Annotated in this window: 16 protein-coding genes; 11 read left to right on the forward strand and 5 right to left on the reverse strand. The window is 40.5% G+C overall.

Going from position 1 to position 20,016, the window contains the following annotated elements; translation table 11 throughout:
* The first annotated feature begins 622 nt into the window (after positions 1–622).
* Positions 623–2,149, forward strand: a complete 1,527-nt coding sequence (locus FTV03_RS06190; RefSeq protein WP_078189659.1) for a fumarate hydratase — start codon at positions 623–625, stop codon at positions 2,147–2,149.
* Between the two features lie 129 nt (positions 2,150–2,278).
* Here the strand turns inward: FTV03_RS06190 and FTV03_RS06195 are convergent, their stop codons facing one another.
* The 4 genes from FTV03_RS06195 to tig all read right to left on the reverse strand — a co-directional run bounded on the left by FTV03_RS06195 (position 2,279) and on the right by tig (position 6,627).
* Positions 2,279–2,992: a DUF2846 domain-containing protein gene (locus FTV03_RS06195; RefSeq protein WP_180040532.1), complete on the reverse strand. Its 714-nt coding sequence runs from the start codon at positions 2,990–2,992 to the stop codon at positions 2,279–2,281.
* 163 nt (positions 2,993–3,155) lie between these two features.
* Positions 3,156–4,466: an ATP-dependent protease ATP-binding subunit ClpX gene (clpX, locus tag FTV03_RS06200; RefSeq protein WP_078189661.1), complete on the reverse strand. Its 1,311-nt coding sequence runs from the start codon at positions 4,464–4,466 to the stop codon at positions 3,156–3,158.
* A 29-nt stretch (positions 4,467–4,495) separates the two neighbouring features.
* Entirely contained in the window at positions 4,496–5,101 is a 606-nt protein-coding gene (gene clpP, locus FTV03_RS06205) for an ATP-dependent Clp endopeptidase proteolytic subunit ClpP (protein ID WP_078189662.1), read from the reverse strand.
* Positions 5,102–5,295: 194 nt separating this feature from the next.
* A complete protein-coding gene (gene tig, locus FTV03_RS06210; RefSeq protein ID WP_180040534.1) occupies positions 5,296–6,627 on the reverse strand; it encodes a trigger factor in 1,332 nt (443 codons plus the stop codon).
* A gap of 274 nt (positions 6,628–6,901) precedes the next feature.
* Here tig and FTV03_RS06215 point away from each other — a divergent pair, with 274 nt between their 5' ends.
* The 10 genes from FTV03_RS06215 (at position 6,902) to FTV03_RS06260 (ending at position 19,072) form a co-directional block, all read left to right on the forward strand.
* Positions 6,902–9,112 carry a TonB-dependent receptor domain-containing protein gene (locus FTV03_RS06215; RefSeq protein ID WP_180040536.1) on the forward strand — a complete coding sequence of 737 codons (2,211 nt, stop codon included), beginning with the start codon at positions 6,902–6,904 and terminating at the stop codon, positions 9,110–9,112.
* 301 nt (positions 9,113–9,413) lie between these two features.
* Entirely contained in the window at positions 9,414–11,702 is a 2,289-nt protein-coding gene (locus FTV03_RS06220; RefSeq protein ID WP_180040538.1) for a catecholate siderophore receptor Fiu, read from the forward strand.
* Between the two features lie 97 nt (positions 11,703–11,799).
* Positions 11,800–12,483, forward strand: coding sequence for a Fe2+-dependent dioxygenase (locus FTV03_RS06225; protein WP_180040541.1), 684 nt, complete (start codon positions 11,800–11,802; stop codon positions 12,481–12,483).
* A complete protein-coding gene (locus tag FTV03_RS06230) occupies positions 12,480–13,580 on the forward strand; it encodes an alpha-hydroxy acid oxidase (RefSeq protein WP_180040543.1) in 1,101 nt (366 codons plus the stop codon). Before FTV03_RS06225 ends, FTV03_RS06230 begins: the two co-directional genes overlap by 4 nt.
* A gap of 263 nt (positions 13,581–13,843) precedes the next feature.
* Positions 13,844–15,541 (forward strand): 2-isopropylmalate synthase, encoded by a 1,698-nt coding sequence (gene leuA / locus FTV03_RS06235; protein WP_111884051.1) that lies wholly within the window; start codon positions 13,844–13,846, stop codon positions 15,539–15,541.
* Positions 15,542–15,645: 104 nt separating this feature from the next.
* A complete protein-coding gene (locus FTV03_RS06240) occupies positions 15,646–16,806 on the forward strand; it encodes a homoserine O-acetyltransferase (protein ID WP_168377871.1) in 1,161 nt (386 codons plus the stop codon).
* The gene (metW, locus tag FTV03_RS06245) at positions 16,806–17,399 is read left to right on the forward strand and encodes a methionine biosynthesis protein MetW (protein ID WP_067763682.1); all 594 of its coding nucleotides are present in this window, start codon (positions 16,806–16,808) and stop codon (positions 17,397–17,399) included. The genes FTV03_RS06240 and metW overlap by 1 nt, the downstream gene beginning before the upstream one ends.
* Positions 17,396–17,986: a tetratricopeptide repeat protein gene (locus tag FTV03_RS06250; RefSeq protein ID WP_078189669.1), complete on the forward strand. Its 591-nt coding sequence runs from the start codon at positions 17,396–17,398 to the stop codon at positions 17,984–17,986. Before metW ends, FTV03_RS06250 begins: the two co-directional genes overlap by 4 nt.
* 103 nt (positions 17,987–18,089) lie before the next feature.
* Positions 18,090–18,713, forward strand: coding sequence for an RdgB/HAM1 family non-canonical purine NTP pyrophosphatase (rdgB, locus tag FTV03_RS06255; protein WP_078192870.1), 624 nt, complete (start codon positions 18,090–18,092; stop codon positions 18,711–18,713).
* A gap of 65 nt (positions 18,714–18,778) precedes the next feature.
* Positions 18,779–19,072, forward strand: coding sequence for a hypothetical protein (locus FTV03_RS06260; protein ID WP_180040545.1), 294 nt, complete (start codon positions 18,779–18,781; stop codon positions 19,070–19,072).
* A 36-nt stretch (positions 19,073–19,108) separates the two neighbouring features.
* On the opposite strand, the gene FTV03_RS06265 is transcribed toward FTV03_RS06260, so the two are convergent.
* Positions 19,109–19,990 (reverse strand): permease, encoded by an 882-nt coding sequence (locus FTV03_RS06265; RefSeq protein WP_180040587.1) that lies wholly within the window; start codon positions 19,988–19,990, stop codon positions 19,109–19,111.
* Between the last annotated feature and the right edge of the window lie 26 nt (positions 19,991–20,016).

The following is a 20,016-nucleotide window of genomic DNA, read 5'->3' on the forward strand; positions in this document are numbered from 1 at the left end:
ATGAGAAAGCCCATATAAATGGGTAGAGTACAAGTTGCTGTAGAAGCATTTTTAATTCGTCTGATCACAGATACTTTATAAAGTATTTTAATACTTTTTTGAATCCGTCAATGCGTAAGTCCTAGATTTGAAGATTTGAAGATTTGAAGATTTGAAGAAGAATATTATTTTTATAAAATTTAAAGCAAAAAAAAAAAGAAGATAAAGCTTTAGGCTTGATCTTCTTGTTGACCGTAGAACCAAGTTGCTGCGATAAATAGAGAAAAACCAATAACTGACAACACTGGAGTAACCATATAATTCACACTCTAACTTTGATGACGTCATTATGTAAAAGTTATATGACAGTTATATGACAAATATAAAATTTTCAAAAATAATAAATATTGTTTATTTTCAATATCTTAAAAATTAAAACATATCTCCTCCTCTAGTTATGTGACAAATATTTCATGAAATATGACAGTTAAAATGTCATTTTCAGGCCATTTATGACAGTTAAATATGGCGCTGTTTAAGCCTATTAAACTTTCGGCCAAAGATTAAGCGAAATACCCACACAACTGTATTTTTGTCTTATAATTTAGCCCGCTAGCTATCAGCCCGCTCAAGAGATATTTGTATGACAACTATTATCAAGCAAGATGACTTGATCACATCGGTAAAAGATGCGCTTCAGTTCATTTCTTACTATCACCCACAGGACTTCATCCAAGCGATGAGCCGTGCGTATGACCGTGAAGAAAACAAAGCCGCAAAAGACGCGATTGCACAAATTTTAATTAACTCTCGTATGTGTGCAGAAGGCCATCGTCCTATCTGTCAAGATACGGGTATTGTGAACGTATTTCTTGAAGTGGGCTTAGACGTTAAATTTGATTTAACCATGAGCCTAGACGATGCAATTAACGAAGGTGTACGTCAAGGTTATCTTGAAAACTCAAACATTCTTCGTGCATCAGTATTAGCTGATCCTGCTTTTGGTCGTAAAAATACCAAAGACAACACCCCTGCTGTAATTCACTACAAACTCGTTCCGGGTAATAAAGTTGATATTACTGTTGCTGCTAAGGGTGGCGGTTCAGAAAACAAATCTAAACTTGCAATGCTTAACCCTTCTGACTCTATCGTAGATTGGGTACTTAAAACTGTTCCAACAATGGGTGCAGGTTGGTGTCCTCCTGGTATGCTCGGTATCGGTATTGGTGGTACTGCTGAAAAAGCCATGATGCTTGCAAAAGAAGCATTGATGGAAGAAATCAACATGGATGAACTCCTTCGTCGTGGCCCACAAAACCAAATCGAAGAACTTCGTATCGAAATCTTCGAAAAAGTAAATGCTTTAGGTATTGGTGCTCAAGGTCTTGGCGGTTTAACGACTGTTCTTGATATCAAAATCAAAGACTACCCATGTCACGCTGCGGGTAAACCAGTAGGTATGATTCCTAACTGTGCTGCAACTCGTCATGCGCATTTCCAATTAGACGGTTCAGGTGTAGCGCATATTCAAGCGCCTAGCCTTGAAGACTACCCTGCGGTAACTTGGGATTCATCAACGTCTAAACGTGTTGACTTAGATAACATCACTCAAGAAGAAATGAACTCTTGGCAACCTGGTGACACACTACTTCTTAACGGTACAATCTATACAGGTCGTGACGCTGCGCACAAACGTATGGTTGACATGTTAAACAAAGGTGAAGAACTTCCAGTTGACCTAAAAGGTAAATTTATTTACTACGTTGGCCCTGTTGATCCAGTCGGTGACGAAGTTGTTGGTCCAGCTGGCCCAACAACTGCAACACGTATGGATAAGTTCACACGTCAAGTGCTTGAAGCAACTGGCATGTTCGGTATGATTGGTAAAGCGGATCGTGGTCCTGCTGCTGTTGAAGCAATCAAAGACAACAAAGCAACTTACCTCATGGCTGTTGGTGGTGCTGCTTACTTAGTATCGAAAGCGATTCGTGAAGCTGAAGTTGTAGCATTTGCTGACTTAGGTATGGAAGCGATCTACAAATTTGTTGTAAAAGACATGCCGGTATCTGTAGCTGTTGACGTAAATGGTACTTCTGTTCACGCAACTGCACCAAAAATCTGGCAAGCAAAAATTGGTAAAATCCCAGTAGTTGATGCTGCTGCGAACTAATTTCGCCACGTTCAAGATCAAAAAAAAGCACCCCATCGGGTGCTTTTTTATTGTCAATATTTAGACTGTCTGTCGAATGACATTCGCTATTTAATGCTTTCACACACTCAAAAACACGAGCTAATTACATTACCAAGTTAATGGATTCCACAGTTTAAAAGGCTTGGTCAACTGCACATCTTCCGCAGGATCATAATGAGGTGCCTTCAACTTCTGCGCACTTTTCCGCACTTTTCCAGTGTTTTGATCTTTTGCCACAAAGTTAAAACTGTTGGATTTCAACTCTGTAAATGCGATTTCATTTCGACCAATTTTCTCAGGCATGAGCAGCAATGGACCTGAAACTGTTCGTTTACTGGATAAATTCTCTTCATCATATTTGATGAAGTAAGTTTGACCTGCTTCAACATCAAAGTCTAAATATTTAGGCTTTTGAAAATGATTCACACCCAAAGGGCGACTCGACGATAAGCGGTAATTCCCTGCTGGTAACTCCACCCAGTAATAATGATTATTCAATAAACTTGGGATACGCTCACTGTTGAGAAATAAGCTGCTGGCCACAATTTCTTGGCGGTTCCATTTACTGTCTGGACGATATAAATACACAATCGCTGCTTGATCATGCTGAGCTTTCACTTCTTGAAAATGTCGACCTTGTTTCTGATTGACCCAACCACCAATGGTAAACATACCCAATCGATATTGCTCAATATGGCCCGGTGTACTTTCAGGATCCACGGGCTTTAATGTTGAAGCCAATGACGTTTGCTCAACGGCTGATTTTCCATGACAACCTAGCAGCGCTAGACTGCTTAAAAGTAGAATTGCAACTCCACGCATGATTATCCCTCACTGCGTCTTTTTTTATTTTTACACTTTTGTTTTCAGTTTTTTACATTCAGGCATCCACGCCATCCTGCTGAGATTAACATTCTGCTTTTATTTTTGGAAATAAAAAACGTGTGCAAATCTTGGATTTACACACGTTTCAGACGAATAGCGCTTAAGCAGATTTAGAGTTTACAACTTTTAAATCTGACTTCGGTGCAGCTTCTTCAGTTTTCTTTGGTTGACGTTCTGATTTAAATTCAGGTTCCGCTTCACCATTAATCACCGCTTCATTGACGACAACCGTACCGACATCTGAACGACTTGGTAGGTCATACATCGTTTCAAGCAATGAATTTTCTAAAATCGAACGTAGACCACGTGCGCCCGTATTACGGTCGAGTGCTTTTTTAGCCACAGCACGCAATGCTGAGTCTTCAAATACGAGGTCAACATTTTCCATTTCAAATAAATATTGGTATTGACGTGTCAATGCATTTTTCGGTTCTGTCAGAATCTGCATCAATGCTTCTTCGTCGAGTTCTTCCAATGTAGCAATCACAGGTAAACGACCGATAAATTCAGGAATCAGACCAAATTTAACCAAATCTGTCGCTTCAACTTGGCGGAATAAGTCAGATAATTTTTTAGTTTCATCTTTCTTACGCACTTCAGCTGTAAAGCCAATACCGCCTTTTTCCTGACGCTGCTGTACGATTTTCTCTAAACCAGAGAATGCGCCACCACAGATAAACAGGATATTTGAAGTATCAATTTGAATAAATTCTTGCTGCGGATGCTTACGACCACCTTGAGGTGGAATCGACGCAACCGTACCCTCGATCATTTTCAATAACGCTTGCTGAACACCCTCACCCGATACATCACGAGTGATTGATGGGTTTTCAGACTTACGGGTAATTTTGTCGATTTCATCGATATAGATAATGCCCTTTTGCGCTTTTTCTACATCGTAATCGGCTTTTTGAAGGAGTTTTTGAACAATGTTCTCAACGTCTTCACCCACATAACCTGCTTCAGTTAAAGTCGTTGCATCTGCCATCGCAAATGGCACATCTAAAAGACGCGCAAGTGTCTGAGCAAGCAGTGTTTTACCTGAACCTGTTGGTCCAACCAACATGATGTTACTTTTAGAAATCTCTACACCGTCTTCTGGTTTTTTACCACTGGTGCCAACTTTTAGGCGTTTATAGTGGTTGTATACCGCAACAGAGAGGGTCTTTTTCGCAACATCTTGCCCAATCACATATTGGTCAAGCGCAGCACGGATTTCATGCGGTTTTGGTAAAGGACGAGTTGCCCAGTCATTTGATTCAACTTGCTGACTGGTCTGAACTAGGTCAAGACATACGTCCACACACTCATTACAGATGTACGCGTCCTCACCTGCAATCAGTTTCCCGACTTCAGACTGCGTTTTACCGCAAAATGAACAATGCTTTTGTCCTTGAGGATGTTCGGACATATTCACTCCAATAATTAATTCTTTAAAACTTATGGACGTTTAGATAAAACTTCGTCCACAAGACCGTATTCTTTTGCAGCTTGTGCTGTCATAAAGTTGTCACGGTCAGTATCTCGAGCAACAGTATCGTAGTCTTGACCACTATGCTCTGCCATTAAACGATTTAAACGTTCTTTAATGAATAGAATTTCACGTGCATGAATTTCAATGTCAGATGCCTGACCACGGAAACCACCAAGGGGTTGGTGAATCATGACACGGGCATTTTCAAGACAGTAACGTTTGCCTTTAGCACCGGCGTTAAGCAGGAATGCACCCATCGATGCTGCTTGCCCCATGCAGTAAGTCACAACATCAGGTTTAATAAATTGCATGGTATCGTAAATCGCCATACCTGCAGTAACCGAACCGCCTGGTGAGTTGATATATAAATGAATATCTTTATCTGGGTTTTCTGCTTCTAAGAACAACATTTGGGCAACAATCAAATTTGCCATGTTGTCTTCAACTTCACCGGTTAAAAAAATCACACGTTCACGCAAAAGGCGTGAATAAATATCAAAAGAACGCTCGCCACGAGATGACTGTTCTACCACCATTGGCACTAGTGCGTTTTCAATTGTTGGAACATACATACGTTATTTATTCCTAAATTTTTCTGACTCAACCCATAATTCACAATATGAGGGATATTTGTCGAAATTGCAAAAGATTCCCAATTAAATAACAGATATTTTTTTCATAAGCATTGTGAAATCAGGACAACTTATTTGGGGGCAAATTTCGATAAAAAAAGGCGCTTAATGCGCCTTTTTTTGAAAGCTAAAAATTAGCCTTGTTGACGAGCTTGTTGCTCTTTCAATAAGTCTTCATAGCTCACAGTTGTATCCGTTACTTTAGCAGAAGCTAAGATGTGATCTACAACTTGGTCTTCTAGAATAACAGCTTCGATTTGAGCACGTTGCTGTTTATCGTTGTTGAAGTATTCAATTACTTCTTTAGGATCTTCGTAAGAAGAAGCCATGTCTTCGATGTAAGCATCAACACGTGCAGCATCAACTTCAATTTTAGCATCAGCCAATACTTTGCTGACTAATACGCCAAGTTTAACTGATTTTTCAGCTTGCTCTTTGAATAGGTCATCTGGAAGCATGCTTGAATCAAACGCTTTAGCGCCTTGAGCACCAAACTGTTGAGTGAATTGTTGGATCATTTGTTGACGTTGACGGTCAATTTCTTGAGCAACCATTGCTTCTGGAAGTTCTACTTCGTTTGCAGCTACAAGCGCATCAAAAGTTGCACCTTTCACTTGGTTACGAAGACCGTTTTTCACTTCACGTTCCATGTTTTTACGCACGTCAGCTTTCAGCTTTTCAACGCCTTCTTCTTCAGTTAGACCGAAGATTTTTAAGAATTCAGCATCAACTTCTGGAAGTTTTTGTTTTTCAACAAGCTTAACAGTGATTTTGAATTGAGCAGCTTTACCAGCAAGGTTTTCAGCTTGGTAGTCTTCAGGGAAAGTTACATCGATAACTTTCTCTTCGCCTTTCTTCATACCAACGATACCGTCTTCGAAGCCAGGGATCATACGACCAGAACCAAGAACGAGTTTAAAGTCTTCAGCAGCGCCGCCTTCAAACTTCTCGCCATCAACAGTACCTTCAAAGTCGAAAGTTACTTGCATGTCTTTTTTAGCCATGCCTTTAGTTTCAACCCATGAAGCGCGTTGTTTTTGAAGATTTTCAATCATCTTCTCAACGTCTTTGTCGTCAACTGAAGTTGCTTTACGTTCAACTTCTAGGCCTTCGAACTTAACTTCAACTTCTGGATAAACTTCTACAGTTGCTTCATAAACTAAAGCATCATCTTTCATTTCAGTTTTTTCAATGTTTGGCATACCAACAGCATTGATTTTTTCTTGTTGGATCGCTTCGAATACTGTGTCACGAATGATGTCGTTTACAACTTCTTGATAGATACCAGCACCGTATTCACGACGAACAACGGTTACAGGTACTTTACCTGGACGGAAGCCGTTGATCTTCACAGTTTTGGCAGTGCGTTTCAAGCGAGCTTCAAACTGCTCGTTAATACGGCTCGTCGGTACAGATACATTTAAACGACGGGCAACGCCCGAAACCGCTTCAGAAGTTACTTGCATGGCTTCCTCGATAATTTGTTAGTTAAAACAGTTTTAAAAAAAAGTGCCACATTATATGACAACAATTAAAGATATACAAAAATGGATTATAACACTATAAATTCAGGCATGGATGCCCTTCTTATTTTTAGAATTTTTCAGCTTTTCTTGAATAAATATTGATTATTTTTTAATTCATCATTGCAAATGAGAAACTTTCTCACTATTATTCTTAATGCTACATTTTTTTAATTTATTTTCATATATTTATCTTGTCCATATTTGGTATTCTTTTATGAGTAAATTTAATCTCAACCCTCTTTCCGCTGCTTTATTTGGGGCAATTGTAACTACTACGAGTTTCGCACATGCTGAAACGACTGAATCTCAAGCTCAACAGATGGAAACCATTGTTGTTTCTGCAGCGGGCTTTGAACAAAAGATCAAGAATGCTCCTGCTTCAATTACCGTGATTACGGCTGAAGACTTAAAAAATAAACGAATTACATCCGTTGCAGATGCATTAAGTGATGTAGAAGGTGTCGATATTAGCCCTACAGCAGGGAAAACCGGCGGATTAAATATTCGTATTCGTGGTATGGACGCCGAATATACCTTGGTTTTAATTGATGGCCGCCGACAAAATAGTACAGGTGACATTGCCCCTAATGGATTTGGTGAGTCGAATAATAGTTTTATCCCCCCTGTTTCGGCTATCCAACGCATCGAAGTCATCCGCGGACCAGCTTCTACTTTATATGGTTCTGATGCAATTGGTGGTGTAGTCAATATCATTACCAAAAAAGTTTCACCAGAATGGACAGGTTCGGTCACGTTAGAAGGCACAGTACTGCCAAATCACTCAGACTTTGGTAACCAACGCGCTGTCGATGCATTTTTAACAGGGCCAATCATTCAAGATTTATTGGGCTTACAAATCCGTGCACGTAAAGCGGAACGTGATCAATCAGATTTAATACGTAGTGATGACGATGATACTGGTGCTGAACTTAGTGGCGGAAATAGCCCAACTAAATCTGATCTAGAAACTATCGGTGCTCGCTTAACCCTGACACCGCACAGCGACCATGATATTTCAGTTGAATATGAAAAAACTGAACAATGGTATGACAATAGCAAAGGTCAATTAGGGACGCTTGGCGCAAACGGTGGTTATGGTGATGCTCAAGAATATAACCGTGAGAAAATGATCCTCGCACATACTTGGAATAATGCTATTGGTAAACTTGAGTCAAGTATTATCAATACTCAAACAGAAACGGTTGGACGTTTAATTCCTGCACGTGCACAAGGGATGTCAACAGCCATCACTCCTCGTGTGTTAGAAAGTGAAGATACGATTTTTGATACTAAATTTACCACTCAACATTTTGAAGACCACCGTATTACTCTAGGCGGTCAATGGTGGGAAGCCAGTATCAGTGATGGTTTACGTGTAAAAAAAGAAGTTTCTTTTGAGCAATTGGGTCTATTTGCCGAAGATACTTGGTCGCTGAACGACAATCTAGCATTAACAATTGGTCTTCGTTATGACGACCACGATACGTTTGGTGATTTTTGGACGCCACGTGCATATTTGGTATGGAATGCACATGAAAACTGGACCTTCAAAGGCGGATATAGTGAGGGTTATAAAGCCCCACGTTTGGAACGCTTAACTGACGGTGTGGTCAATGTCAGTGGTCAGGGTCGTACACCAACTTTTGGTAACCCAAATCTAAAACCTGAAACCAGTAAAAACTTTGAATTTGGTACATATTTCTCAACCAATCATAATTTTGACTTCAACGTTACGGCTTTCTTTAGTCAAATCGAAGATAAGATTATGACGGGTAATAAGGAAATTAGCTGTAATACTGATAACACAACGACTTCAGGTATTAATTGGTCTAAAGCTGACTGTGAAGCTTTCATGGCATCGGTTGGAACGCCATGGGTGATGGATTATAACCGTGGCACACCAGACTCATGGAATGTGACTCGCCCTGTGAATGCCGAAGAAGCTGAAGTCTATGGTATTGAAGCTGGTTTAAACTGGGCATTTGCCGATAATTGGAAATTTGGACTGAACTACACGTGGACTGAAACTGAAATTAAAGATAGCAGTTTAGGCAATCCTGTACTTAATGACACACCAGAACACATAGTTAATGCGTCGCTTAAATGGCAAGCTGCTGACTTTATGAATTTATGGGCGCGTGGTGAGTATCGAAGTGAACGTGCACGTTTCACCTCAACCTATGACAATCTAACTGCAGCGAATCAACAGGTTTATGATGCCCTTGGTGACTACAAGGAATACGCATTATTACATGTCGGTTCAAACTTTAATGTCACGCCAAACTGGGATATTGGTGTTGCTCTGTACAATGTCTTTGATAAAGACTTTAACGATTATGAGAAAGTCGCAAATAGCTATTACAACCATTATAGCAATACTCAAGAAAGCCGCCGCGTACAATTAAGTACAACCTTTAAATTCTAAATAACACTTTATAAAAAAACCTGCTTCGGCAGGTTTTTTTGCATCAACAATTTACGATTTATTCTTATTTAATTCACAATCATGGCTATATTTGTAATCTCAATCAATTACAAACCAATAATATGTTTTATCAATACTTAATAAAAAACAGATACTTAATTAATACTTGTTATATCATTACATTAAATAGGGCTATCACGATACGATTATTTATCGTGAATAACAATTACATAAAGATGTAAGAACAAATAAGAATCATTATTATTCGCATACAAATTCACTACTCCGAATCGGGTTCGAAATGGCCTTCATTAAAACACGTAAGAAAATTGTTTCTACAGCGATTGCTTCATCACTTTCAATCATTGCAGGCAATGTAATGGCTGAAGAAAAAGCTGTCCAACTCGAGACGATTAATCAAACTGTAAATAAAGAGAATTATAAAGTAGAAAAAGCGTCTTCAGATAAGTTTACGCAATCTCAACTAAATACGACTCAGACTATGGCCATTATCCCTGAGAAAGTATTAAAAGAACAAAATGCAAAGACCCTAACAGAAGCACTTCGAAACGTTCCTGGTGTCGGCACATTCTCCCTAGGTGAAAACGGACGAATGAATACTGGTGATGCTGTTACCATGCGTGGATTTGATACAGCAAATAGTATCTTCATCGATGGAGTACGTGACTTGGGTAACGTTACTCGAGACATGTTTAATTACGAACAAATTGAAGTATTTAAAGGCCCTGCTGGTACAGATAATGGTCGTACAGCTGCCTCAGGTTCAATTAATTTATCAACAAAAGAAGCAAAACTTCAAGACGCTAACAATGCAACTCTTGGTTTCGGCTCAGATGAATATTACCGAGCAACTGCGGATATTAATAAAGCAATAAACGATACAACGGCCATCCGTTTTAATGCCATGGGTGAAAACTCAGACGGTATTGGTCGTGACGGTGTTGAAAATGAAAAATGGGCTGCTGCACTTTCAGCAGGCTTTGGTTTAGGCACAGATCTTCGCTTTTTCTTAGACTATCTACATATTGAACAAGACAATGTCTTGGATGGTGGTATCCCAACTGTAGGTTTACCAGGGTTTGATGCAAATAAAAGTACGAATGCAAGTATTAAAAGTCTTGCGCCATATCTAAATAGCCATAAAGTTGATACTTCAAATTATTATGGTGCACCTGAAGATTTTGATGATGTCACTGCGGACATGGCAACTGCTCGTTTAGAGTATGATTTATCAGAAAATACGAAAATCAAAAATACTTCTCGTTGGGGCAAAACAGAGCATCAATATTTAACGACATTCTCAGGTAATGCCTTCACTACAACGTCAACTGACCTGAATGATCCTACTGCGATGCGCGTTTCAGGCAGTGCAAATAATAGTGATACTGAAAATGAAATTATAACTAACCAAACTAGCTTGGTTACAAGTTTCAATACAGGTCGCTTAAAACATGATGTCAGTACAGGGGTTGAATTTACACGTGAAGAAATGAAAACACGTGGTTGGACTGCTACGGTTACCGGTACAAGTTCATTGTATAACCCACAAGGCACTGTACATACCGCTTTAGTCAGAAATACCAATGGTAATGGTGATTCTGAAGCTCAAATGGATACCTACTCTATTTTTGCCTTCGATACTATTGAAATTTCACCACAATTTTCTGTGAATGGTGGCGTTCGTCTAGATCGTTATAAACTTGATGCCGATACATTTGTGAATACGGCTGTTTCAGGTCAACCGGCAAATTATGTTGCACAAAGCTTTAAAGATGACGGCAACCTATTCAACTGGAAAGTTGGGGCACTATATAAACCAACTGAAAACGGTAGCTTGTATGCTAACTACGCCATCCAACAACAAGCACCGGGTACTATTACAGGTGGTGACGGTATTGGTAATGCCAATGCATTTGCCCCATCTGGTTCAGCGAGCAGCAATAACAACTTAGATCTTGATCCTCAAGAAATTGAAACCATTGAAGTTGGTGCTAAATGGGAATTTTTTGACAACCGTTTACTCTTAACAGGTGCACTTTTCCAAACTGAACTCACAAATGAGTTGGAAAAAGATGGTGAAGAATACTACCAAACTGGTGAAAAATCAGTTAAAGGGGTTGAACTTGGCGTGATTGGTAACTTAAATGACAATTGGCAAGTTATTGCTGGTTATACACATCAAAAAACAGACATTAAAAATGTAACCCAAGCTGCGAGTAACCAGCAAGTTTCAGCAGATGGTTCAAGTAATATGCCATTTACGCCTTCTGATGCATTCACATTGTGGACGACCTACAATATGGATAAATGGAGCATTGGTAGCGGCGCGCGTTACAATGGTGAAATGACTAAAAACAAAGATGGCAATCAGGTCGGTCCTGCTGTCATCCCTGACTACTGGGTATTTGACTCAATGGTTAGTTACCAAGCAACACCAAATGTAGGGATTCAATTCAACATCAACAATTTATTTGATGAAGACTACATTAACAGCATTAACCGTGGTGGATTACGTTACATCGCAGGTGCTGAACGTAACTATCGCCTAACATTTAATTTTAAGTTCTAAATTAAATATTCTAAAAAAAGCCTTAATCTTGTATTAAGGCTTTTTTATTTATGCTTATCTTGTGTAAATTTGATTAAAATTAGATTAAGGTTAAATTATGCTTCTTCATGTCCCTCATGTCCTCTCAAAGCAACACGTTCAAAGCATCAGACAAGCGATGAACCAAGATAATCAGTGGGTTTCAGGAAAGAGTTCGGCCGGAGCACAAGCTCAAAACATCAAAAAAAATTTACAAATCAATTCAAACAGTGAGCTCTATCAGCAGTTAAGTCAGCAAGTATTACAGCAAATTAAAGAAAGTCTGCTCATTCAATCTTTTGCATTACCTAAAGAAATCTTACCTCCGCTATTCAATTGCTACCAAGATACGGGCCACTACGGTAATCATGTCGATAATGCAATCCATTACTTTAATGAAAAAAATATAACTGTACGTACTGATGTATCAATGACCATTTTTTTATCAGAACCCGATGAATATGAAGGTGGTGAACTGATCATTGAAGATACTTATGGTGAACATGAAGTAAAGTTAGATGCTGGCGATGCAATTGTTTATCCTGCGACCAGTCTACATCGTGTTGAGCCAGTGTCTTCAGGCTCCCGTATAGCAGCTTGTACTTGGGTACAAAGCATGGTCAAAGATGATTGGCAGAGAAGTATGCTCTTTAACTTAGATCAGACCATTATGCAATTACGACAAAATTTAGGTGATAGCAAAGAAATTTTACAACTGACGAATCACTACCATAATCTTTTACGTCAATGGGCAGTTCTATGAGTCAACATTCACCATTGCAACCACTGACTCAGATTCCTGCTCATTTACAAACCATTGCCGATTACGAAAAACAGGCTGAACTGCACCTGTCACACATGGTGTGGCAATACCTACAAGGTGGTTCTATGGATGAACACAGTGTACGTGGCAATTTGTCTCAGTTTGAACAGATACAACTTCTACCACGTATGCTCAGAGATCTGACCCAAGGTCATACCCAAATTGAGATATTAGGGCAACGTTTTCCGCATCCTATTTTTGTAGCACCCATTGGTCATCAACAACAATTTCATCCTGATGCTGAAGCTGCAACAGCCCTCGCCGCCGAAGTCCTTGGCAGCAATATGATCCTCAGTACGTTTACCAATACAGATATGCGTGAGTTAAAGCAGGACAATCCATTCAAATGGTTCCAATTGTATTGGCAAGGTGAGCGCGAAAAGTCATTATCACTGGTCAAAATGGCAGAAGCACATGGTTTTAAAGCGATTGTGGTGACCGTTGATTCTCCACATTCAGGAATTCGTGACCGAGAGAGACATGCGTTTTTTGAACTTCCTAAGCATGAACCGCAGCCTCATCACTCTATTCAACAACCTCAAACCAATAAAAATGAACATCCATTATTTCAAGGTCTAATGAAAATTGCACCGACATGGGCGGATATCCTTTGGCTCAGTCAAAATACATCTTTACCAATTATTTTAAAGGGCATTGTCAGTCCACATGATGCTGAACTTGCCCTGCAACACGGTGTACAAGGCATTATTGTGTCGAATCATGGTGGGCGCGTACTGGACGGTTGCATTTCCCCTCTCACCGCCTTAGAACTGATTAAAAAAGTTGTGCCTCTGGATTTCCCAGTTTTATATGATGGTGGTATTCGTCGTGGTTCAGATGTGTTTAAAGCGATAGCCTTGGGTGCATCTGCCGTATTAGTCGGCCGTCCCTGCATTTATGGTTTAGCTACAGCGGGCGCTTTAGGCGTTGCACATGTACTCAAAATACTGAAAGAAGAATTTGAGATTACAATGGCATTGATGGGAACAGCCACCGTCGATGAGATTAATAAAGATTATATTTTTCAAAAAAGCTAATTTTATAGAAAAATATTTTCCAGTAATGGCATCTTGACGCAAAAATAGGAAATTATTTCCGAAATATATGGACTAATATTTAGTTATACATTTACGAGCTTACGGTAAAGCTAAGTCATGTGAATCTTTACAGATTTATTTCGACTTTCGACTAAAGACTCCGAAATTAAACTTGTAAATTGCTAGAATAGACACAATCTATATAAGTAGTACCTTGCCGTTTATCCACGACATTTATCCACGGTGCTATAAGGAGTTTTCACATGATGTTGGCAGATCCAAGCAAAAAATACCGTCGCATGTACCAACGTGTAGACTTACCAGACCGTCAATGGCCAAATAACGAAATCAATAAAGCGCCGATCTGGATGAGTACCGACCTTCGTGACGGTAACCAAGCGATCTTCGAGCCAATGAACATTGAACAAAAGTTCAAAATGTTCCAAATGCTTGTGAAAATTGGTTTCAAACACATTGAAATCGGCTTCCCTTCTGCATCACAAATCGACTTTGATTTCACTCGTTTGTTGATCGAAGGCGGTCATATTCCTGATGATGTGTACATCGAAGTTTTGGTTCAAGCACGTGATCATTTGATTCAACGTACATTTGAATCATTACAAGGTGCAAAACGTGCCATCGTGCATATCTACAACTCAAATTCTCCAACCTTCCGCAATAAAGTGTTGAATGTTGATGTTGCTGGTGCAAAACAATTAGCGATTAACGCTGCAACGAAAGTCAAAGAATACGCTGCAAAACAGCCTGAAACTGAATTTGTATTCCAATACAGTCCAGAGTGTTTTACTGCAACAGAATTAGAAGTGGCTAAAGATGTCTGTGATGCGGTCACTGAAATTTGGGAAGCATCTCCAGAGAACAAAGTGATTTTAAATTTGCCTGCAACGGTTGAAGTTTCTGGTCCAAACGTCTATGCAGACCAAGTGGAATGGATGCACCGTAATATTCAGCGCCGTGACGGTGTGATTATTTCTGTGCACTGTCATAACGACCGTGGCTGTGGTATTGCCGCTTCTGAGTTGGCGATTATGGCTGGTGCTGACCGCGTCGAAGGTTGTGTGTTTGGTAATGGTGAACGTACAGGTAACGTAGACGTTGCAGCGATTGCATTGAACATGTATACCCAAGGTGTTGCGCCAAACTTAGATTTCTCAAACATTAACGAAATCATTTCAATCATTGAAGAATGCACAGGCTTGCCGGTACACCCTCGTCATCCGTATGCTGGTGATTTGGTCTTCACCGCGTTCTCTGGTTCACACCAAGATGCCATTAAAAAAGGTTTTGAGTTCCAAAAGAACGAAGAAATGTGGGATATGCCTTATTTGCCAATCGACCCGAAAGACTTGGGCCGCGACTATGATGCGGTGATTCGTGTCAATTCTCAGTCTGGTAAAGGCGGTATTGCGTACTTGTTAGAATCAAATTACAACGTGGTGTTGCCTCGTCGTATTCAAATTGAATTCTCGCAAATCGTACAGCAAAAAACAGATGAAGACGGTACTGAGATTTCTGCGCAAGCGATCTGGTCATTGTTTAAAGACACTTATGTGGCTGCCAAAGATACGCATTATGCGGCGAAAAACTACCGCTTACATGATGAAAATGGCAAACAAGTCATTGAGCTTGATGTCGAAGTGAACGGTGAGATCCAGCAATTACGCGGTGAAGGCAACGGCCCAATCTCTGCCATCTTAAATGCCTTGCAGTTACCGATTGATGTCTTGAACTATGAAGAACGTAGCATCAGTTCAGGCGCACATGCTAAAGCCTTGGCTTTAATTGAGCTTCAAGTGAAAGGTACAGGTAAGTCTGCATTCGGCGCAGGTGTGCATGACAACATCGTGACCGCATCTATCGAGGCGATTATTGCCAGCACTAACCGTTTAATTGAACAAGGTGTTTTGAGTACTGAACAAGTGATTGCTGCTGCAGTCTAATTCAATGCTATAAATATCAAATAGCAATAAAATGACTTTAGAAGGATACCCTCAAGTGGTATCCTTTTATTATTCATACTAAAGATTTAAGGCGAATTATTCCTGTGTCTTTTCCAGCTGACTCAGTGGGCTTAGTTACCCCACAAAAGTTTATTTTTGAAGAGCCGTTAGAGCTCGAATGCGATCGCATACTCCCACGTTTTGAGCTCATGGTTGAAACTTATGGCGAACTGAATGCAGACAAATCCAATGCAATTTTGATTTGTCATGCACTGTCAGGCCATCACCATGCTGCAGGTTATCATCATGAAGATGACCGTAAGCCGGGTTGGTGGGACGCATGTATTGGACCAGGCAAAGCCATTGATACGTCAAAATTCTTTGTCGTAGCACTAAATAATATCGGCGGCTGTAGCGGTTCTACTGGACCGACCTCTCCAAATCCTGAAAATGACAATCGCCCTTATGGTCCTGATTTCCCATTAGTGACTGTCCGTGACTGGGTCAAAACCCAAGCCATGTTATCTGATCGTTTAGAGATTCAGCAGTGGTATGCGGTGATTGGCGGCTCTTTAGGCGGTATGCAAGCTCTACAATGGTCTGTGGACTATCCAGATCGTTTACAAAAGTGCGTGATTATTGCCAGTACACCAAAACTGTCTGCGCAAAACATTGCCTTTAACGAAGTGGCGCGTCAGTCGATTTTGTCTGACCCTGATTTCCATGATGGTCGCTATTTAGAAAATGATAGTTATCCTAAGCGTGGTTTGATCTTGGCCCGTATGGTGGGTCATATCACTTACCTCTCTGAAGAGGCCATGAAACAGAAATTTGGCCGTGACTTAAAGTCAGGTAAATTTATGTATGGCTTTGACGTCGAATTCCAAGTCGAAAGTTATTTGCGTTATCAAGGTGAGCAATTTAGCCGTAACTTTGATGCCAATACCTATTTGATCATGACCAAGGCTTTAGATTATTTCGATCCATCACGTGAATATGAGCAATCATTAAAAACCGCGATGTCTAAAACCAAGTGTCAATTTTTAGTTGTTTCATTTACAACGGACTGGCGTTTTACCCCTGCTCGTTCGCAAGAAATTGTAGATGCATTAATTAGCAATCATAAGCCTGTGAGCTATGTGGATATTGATGCTGAACAAGGCCATGACTCTTTCTTGTTCCCGATTCCTTTATATGTGAAAAGCTTACGTGCATTCCTAGGCGGTGTAAAACACCTGCAAGAAACACCGAAGGAGACCAACTAATGCGTATTGATCATCAACTGGCTGAACGTTGGATTAAACCAGATTCAAGTGTACTCGATTTAGGGTGTGGTGACGGTGAACTGCTTGCACATATGAGCAAAAAGCACAATATTCGTGCATATGGCTTAGAAATTGATCAAGAAAAGATTGCAATTGCAGTCAGTCGCGGGTTAAATATCATCCAACAGGACTTGAACTTAGGTTTAAGTCGCTTTGCCGACCAGTCTTTTGACTATGTGGTTATGGCACAAGCCTTGCAAGCTGTAGATGCACCAGACGTTCTCTTAAGAGACATGGTGCGTGTGGGGAAACAGGCTATTATTACCTTTCCAAACTTTGCACATTGGAAGACTCGTTCTTTCCTTGCATTAAAAGGAATGATGCCCGTTTCAGACGCGTTACCCTATATGTGGTATAACACGCCCAATATTCATTTATGTACTTTCCGTGATTTTGAAGCGCTGTGTGCTGAAAATAACATCCGGATTATTAACCGACTTGCCGTGAATGGGGATCAACAAGACAGTTTACTCAGTAAACGTCTCCCAAATCTATTTGGTGAAGTCGCAATTTATCGAGTGAGCGCTCTATGAAAAAATTATTATTAAGCACGACGCTACTGATTGGACTTTTTAGCATACAAGCCCATGCGGATTATGTTGCTCCATCATCTTCAGTTTCTAGCCAAGCTGCTCAATATTCAATTATGGATATTCACAGCTTAAGTAAAGCTGCTAAAGCAGGTCAGCCCGGTGCTCAGTTTTACTTAGGCACTAAATATCAACAAGGTAAAGACGTTGCCAAAGATGAACGTCAAGCTTTTGCATGGTACAAGGCTGCTGCTGATCAAGGTTTATCTGCGGCACAGCTCAATGTAGGTCGTATGCTTGCAGATGGCATTGGGACTAAAAAAGATGAAGCGCTTGCTCGTCAATATTTCGAAAAAGCTGCTAGCCGTGGTGATAACCGTGCAAGCTTTAACTTAGCCATGATGGAAGAGCAAAAGAAAAACTACATGGGTGCATACCAATGGTATGAGCTGTCTACTCGTGATGGCATGCTCGACAACAAAGTGATTAGCTTATCTGAAGGTAAGAAAACGGCATTGGCAGCCAACTTAAGCCAAGACCAAATTCGTCAAGCACGTGACCGTGCAGACAAATGGATTCAAGCACAATAAGTTTTTGAATCTTAAATAGCACCTTCGGGTGCTTTTTTATTGCCTGTCAGCCACAGCATCTTGTTAAAATAGCCTCAAATCTTGTTTTATGGTGAATATTCACATGGCTTCAACTGATTGGTTATCTCAAGGCACTTTGGTGCTTGCAAGTAATAACAAAGGCAAAATTGCAGAATTTGAAAAAATGTTTGCCGAGCTTAATCTTCCTGTTGAAGTGATTCCTCAAGGTCAATTGAACATTGAAGATGCCATTGAAGACGGTCTAAGCTTTGTTGAAAATGCCATTATTAAAGCGCGTCACGCATCGAAAATTTCAGGCAAGCCAGCCATTGCAGATGATTCTGGCATTTGCGTTCCTGTACTCGGTGGCGCACCAGGGATTTACTCTGCGCGCTATGCAGGTGAACATGGCAATGATGCCGCTAACAATGCCAAGTTGCTTGCTGACCTCAAACCGCTCCGCAAAGAGGGTGAAGCCATCGAAGGGATGTTTGTATGTGTCTTGGCTTTGGTCCAACATGCAGAAGACCCACTCCCACAAATTTTCCAAGGGATTTGGCGCGGTGAAGTGATGGAAGCAGCACGTGGTGAAAATGGCTTTGGCTATGACCCACTGTTTTGGCTGCCAGAACTGAATGTTTCTAGTGCTGAATTATCAAAAGAAGAAAAAAATAAAATCAGCCATCGTGGTCAGGCGATGAAATTATTTAAAGCAAGTTTGAAATAATTTAAATTGGAGTTAATCTTAATGCCAAAGATTAACTCCAATCCCTGAATAAAAATAGAATAATTATGGCACTTCAACCGATACAGATCATATGCAACGCATGTCATCACACCTCAACTGAAATCCCGACACGCTCTTTTCTTGGTTTTCAAAAATTAAGCTGCCCTCATTGCCAGGCGCAACTGACCTACCCGCTCACCTCAGGCTTTCGTACCACTTACGCTATTTTTGCAGTGTTGATCATATTGTCGATCATGCTTAATCTGTCGCAAGGTCAGGTTGGATTTCCAGGGCTGATAGGTATCGCGATGATATATGCCCTCGTGCGTGATTGGCAGATTCGCAAACAGCTCAAGTAGTCACCCTTTGCTGGCATCTATAATTCACTTTTCATTTTAAAGCGAAAAAAGATGCAAAATTAACCCATAAAAACTGACGACGATACAGCTCATAATCGTGCCTGAAGCAATATAACGTGCCGAAGTGCCTGTTCCTTGATAATGCGTTTCTAAAGCCACAATATTCGCTGCAGGGGGTAAGCAGAACAGCATGAACATCACCCCAATATATTTCTCGATCTGGGGAATCGGAAGAAAGGCATAACTCAAACTACAGATCACCGCGCCAACGGTGAGTTTCATCGCATAAATACGACTACTGTTAATCAGATCACGCCACTGTATCTTAGTTTGGCGCAGCCACATGCCTAAGACGCACATCCCTGTGAAACTCATTCCTATTTTTGCAGCTTGATACAGCCAATCTAAGATCTGATGTTCTTCTAAATGTTGTAATCCAACTATTCGACAGACACCTGCAATCATCAGGGCAAATACAGGGGGAGACATCGCCACTTTTTGCATCACGCTCGACCATGGTAATTGGGCTGAACTGACGGCTGTCACGGCCCACATATTGCCAAAGATAGAACCACCGACATACAGAGCCACCATCGCTGCACTAATTTCAGGGCCAAACAGTGCTAAGGCAAAAGGAAAACCCAGCCAAGCCAAGTTCAAATAACTGACACACAAGGCACGTAAACTATCTTTTAACAGCCAGCGAAATAAATAAAACATCAGCACGGCAACACTAAAGCTAAAGAGCATGAGCGCTAAACTGCCTGCTTGATAGAACACCATGTTGTAGATGATTACGGCTGGAATAAAACAGCGTGCAAGTAAGCTAGAGAAAATCGATTTGAGCGATGATGTTCCTGATAATGATGCCAATCCGAGGCCACTTAAAAAACCCAATATCGGAAGAAGAAACGCCACTACACCACCCTCACTGCTCAATCCAT

The organism is Acinetobacter sp. YH12218 (assembly GCF_013417925.1).
In the GTDB taxonomy this organism is placed as follows: Bacteria; Pseudomonadota; Gammaproteobacteria; order Pseudomonadales; family Moraxellaceae; genus Acinetobacter; species Acinetobacter amyesii.

Coding starts and splice junctions, on each gene's coding strand:
- tig (WP_180040534.1), bottom strand. CDS start 6,627: ATGCAAGTAACTTCTGAAGCGGTTTCGGGCGTTGCCCGTCGTTTAAAT.
- leuA (WP_111884051.1), top strand. CDS start 13,844: ATGATGTTGGCAGATCCAAGCAAAAAATACCGTCGCATGTACCAACGT.
- FTV03_RS06225 (WP_180040541.1), top strand. CDS start 11,800: ATGCTTCTTCATGTCCCTCATGTCCTCTCAAAGCAACACGTTCAAAGC.
- FTV03_RS06215 (WP_180040536.1), top strand. CDS start 6,902: ATGAGTAAATTTAATCTCAACCCTCTTTCCGCTGCTTTATTTGGGGCA.
- FTV03_RS06195 (WP_180040532.1), bottom strand. CDS start 2,992: ATGCGTGGAGTTGCAATTCTACTTTTAAGCAGTCTAGCGCTGCTAGGT.
- FTV03_RS06230 (WP_180040543.1), top strand. CDS start 12,480: ATGAGTCAACATTCACCATTGCAACCACTGACTCAGATTCCTGCTCAT.
- FTV03_RS06220 (WP_180040538.1), top strand. CDS start 9,414: ATGGCCTTCATTAAAACACGTAAGAAAATTGTTTCTACAGCGATTGCT.
- FTV03_RS06260 (WP_180040545.1), top strand. CDS start 18,779: ATGGCACTTCAACCGATACAGATCATATGCAACGCATGTCATCACACC.
- FTV03_RS06250 (WP_078189669.1), top strand. CDS start 17,396: ATGAAAAAATTATTATTAAGCACGACGCTACTGATTGGACTTTTTAGC.
- clpP (WP_078189662.1), bottom strand. CDS start 5,101: ATGTATGTTCCAACAATTGAAAACGCACTAGTGCCAATGGTGGTAGAA.
- rdgB (WP_078192870.1), top strand. CDS start 18,090: ATGGCTTCAACTGATTGGTTATCTCAAGGCACTTTGGTGCTTGCAAGT.
- clpX (WP_078189661.1), bottom strand. CDS start 4,466: ATGTCCGAACATCCTCAAGGACAAAAGCATTGTTCATTTTGCGGTAAA.
- metW (WP_067763682.1), top strand. CDS start 16,806: ATGCGTATTGATCATCAACTGGCTGAACGTTGGATTAAACCAGATTCA.
- FTV03_RS06190 (WP_078189659.1), top strand. CDS start 623: ATGACAACTATTATCAAGCAAGATGACTTGATCACATCGGTAAAAGAT.